At 49.6% G+C, this 2,625-nt stretch carries 2 protein-coding genes and 1 pseudogene; 1 reads left to right on the top strand and 2 read right to left on the bottom strand.

What is annotated here, in order from left to right:
* Positions 1 to 195: 195 nt before the first annotated feature.
* Positions 196 to 867: an IS6 family transposase gene (locus tag VE954_RS08605; RefSeq protein WP_324951698.1), complete on the bottom strand. Its 672-nt coding sequence runs from the start codon at positions 865 to 867 to the stop codon at positions 196 to 198.
* Between the two features lie 373 nt (positions 868 to 1,240).
* On the opposite strand from VE954_RS08605, the gene VE954_RS08600 reads away from it, so the two are divergent.
* Positions 1,241 to 1,612 (top strand): hypothetical protein, encoded by a 372-nt coding sequence (locus tag VE954_RS08600; RefSeq protein ID WP_324951696.1) that lies wholly within the window; start codon positions 1,241 to 1,243, stop codon positions 1,610 to 1,612.
* A gap of 607 nt (positions 1,613 to 2,219) precedes the next feature.
* Here VE954_RS08600 and VE954_RS08595 read toward each other — a convergent pair.
* Positions 2,220 to 2,345 (bottom strand): annotated as a pseudogene (locus VE954_RS08595) (transposase); the annotation flags it as partial.
* Positions 2,346 to 2,625 lie beyond the last annotated feature (280 nt).

Raw genomic sequence — 2,625 nt, 5'->3', positions numbered from 1 at the left:
TTTAAGTCTTTTTGATCACCGTAGCTTGGTGTAACGCTCTCAGTACGGCGTTTCCTATTCAAATTGGAACCCTAATCTATTGGCGGACAGAGGCTTCCCCACCGCTTGGCTGCAGCACAATTTTTATTTGGCAAGCGATTTGGTTGTGTTGCGTTTGCAGAAGCTGAGCGAGGGGAAGCAAGGATTGGCGAACGATCATGCAGCGACGGAATAGAAGATCTCTGCAGAGGTATTGCCCTCTGCTCTGACTTGCCGTTTTCGAATTATTCTCATCGATTCAAAGCCACCAATTGTAATCCTTGCAGTTCGAAACCTCCCAAAGCCCAAGGTGACTCTGCATAGCTGCTTGATGGGCCTATGGTCCTGCTCGATAATGTTGTTCAAATATTTACTCTGACGAATTTCGATATCGGTGCCTTCGTCGTCGTTATAGTCATTGATGGCAGATGTGTTGGCTCCGCTTTTGTCGATAGTGATTTTTATCGGTTCGTCATTTAACTTGATGGCCCTGGAGAGAAAGCGTTGTGCGGCTTTCCGGTTGCGCTTTGCCGTCAGCAAATAATCGACTGTATTGCCTTCCTTGTCGACCGCCCGGTAGAGGTATTTCCACTGGCCTTTGACCTTGATATACGTCTCGTCCAGGTGCCAGCTTTTGCCTGAAGGGCGCTTAAGCCGGCGCACAGCCTTTTCCAGCCCTGGCGTAAATTTCATGACCCAGCGGTAAATGGTGGTGTGGTCAACATCAAGCCCACGTTCCCTGGCCATCTCTTCAAGGTCGCGGTAGCTCAGCTTATAGGAAAGATACCAGCGGACGTTGAGCATGATGATTTGACGCTCGAAAGAATGTCCTTTGGTGTCAAAAAGCATGAGCCGGCCTCCACAGGTTTCTCCGACTATACCTCCGACTTACCCAGGCGCAACAGAACCCGAAGAATTTCATGCATAATTTATTAGGGATTAAGCGTTCTGCTCAATCCTTTCATGGCCCCTTTGGAAGTCGTAAAAGCCCTTGAAAGGAAGCCTGAATGGCGGTATGCGTGCGGCTCCAGATGACCAAGTCTAGGCCTCACGATCCCGTCAGAAGCGATTCGACGTTGGTTCAGAGTAATACCTGGCCCGCATCTGTTTCAGCTCATGACTTGCGATGCCGAATATGCTCCTTGACCCAGTCTAAATTTGCATGCAGCAAACGAGTGAGTTCCGCGTTTCATCGAAGAACCTAGGTGAGGAGATCTTCTCTATGTTACGTCGCATGCTCGTGGCTATGGCCTTTCAAGGTCTGACTCAATCGCTGTTGGCAGCACCCGCTGATTTTGAGCGCATTATTAGCATCCAGCAATCTCAGATCATTGCCCTGAAGTCGCAGTTGGCGGAGATCAGAAAACCTATCGTGATCCCGACGACTCTGGCGGGTGGTCTATTGGGTAATGGCGCGAACTGTTACACCGTCTGTAGACGGCTGGACACGGTTTGCCTCGATGGACGTTTGAGGAAAATTGATAGGGAAGAATTGCTCCTGGGCAGGGAAAATTCTCTCGGTTGTTTTGAAGGACCATCAACTGGCAAATCTCTCGAGGTGCGCTGTCTCTGCCAAGCCGTCGAGGGTTGGTGAGCACTGATGGGCAGTATTCTTTCCGACCAGAACTTGGATGGTACAACCTGTTTCATCTAAAAGGCGCAATCCCGCAGCTCTGAGCCAGGGAAAGCAAGGGTTAGAGACTATGAGTGCCTGCAGAAAGGTATGGCTATCGCATGATGCGCGATAGAAGCTAGCGGCGCAACATTTTCCGACTCGACAATCGGCGGCTCAGAAGATGCTGGGAAACCAAAAGTTTGAGGAGCTGCATCCTGACCTTGCCGTTCTGGACGCAAAATCAAGCGCTAAGGCATGGCTCGAATATATCGAAGACGCCGTGCGGATGCCAATGCTGGTATGAAAAGGGTGAGCGGTGAAATCCATGTTCCGTTTGTACCATCTGATACGTGGTAATCGAACGGTCAAGGTTTAATTCCGCTTCTCGCCGGGACAGTATCAATTACTTTTTTACGGTGAGTAAGCCAGGTGAACTTCCCCCCCAGCTTCTCTCAGAACCGTACGTGAACCTCTCGGCTCATACGGCTCCCATTTTCACGGCTTTGCGTGTTTCCAATGCACAAATAGGTCCGAGTTAGTGACATGAACCTTCTTGAGCAAACCATAGGCGTTCTGGCGACCTCTAGGCTGTCTTCCAGGGACAAAACTCTTCCGGTACATCTCTCCATGCAGCACCAGTACGGAGCTTCCATAAAATCGCCTCCATCACTTCCCGGTCATTGCGCTAACTGTGACAACCATTGGCTTTCATGACTGCATGCAACTGCTGCCAGATGGAATCGTTCAGTACTCCGCGGGTCATCCTTGAACCCTCCTCAGGAGAGAAGGGTTCCACAAAACTAAAAAAATTAAAATGATTCAGTTGGTTACCTAGGAATGAGGACACGCCCTAGGATACCTCGAAAACAATTTACACACTGATCTTCAGAATGATCTTCCATGAACAAGAACATGATCGCGGGTTAAGTCGCAGGATGAACACGCTGTTAAATTCCAGTCGTATAGGTAGTGATTCCAGCGGCTTCATATCC

Origin of the sequence: Oligoflexus sp. (assembly GCF_035638955.1) — a bacterium.
Classification (GTDB): Bacteria; Bdellovibrionota_B; Oligoflexia; order Oligoflexales; family Oligoflexaceae; genus Oligoflexus.
Note: the sequence above shows the minus strand (reverse complement) of the source record. Positions and strands in the feature narration are given on the sequence as shown.

What these genes read in the sequence shown, in the direction of transcription:
- VE954_RS08600 (WP_324951696.1), top strand. Translation starts at nt 1,241, where the DNA reads ATGTTACGTCGCATGCTCGTGGCTATGGCCTTTCAAGGTCTGACTCAA.
- VE954_RS08605 (WP_324951698.1), bottom strand. Translation starts at nt 867, where the DNA reads ATGCTTTTTGACACCAAAGGACATTCTTTCGAGCGTCAAATCATCATG.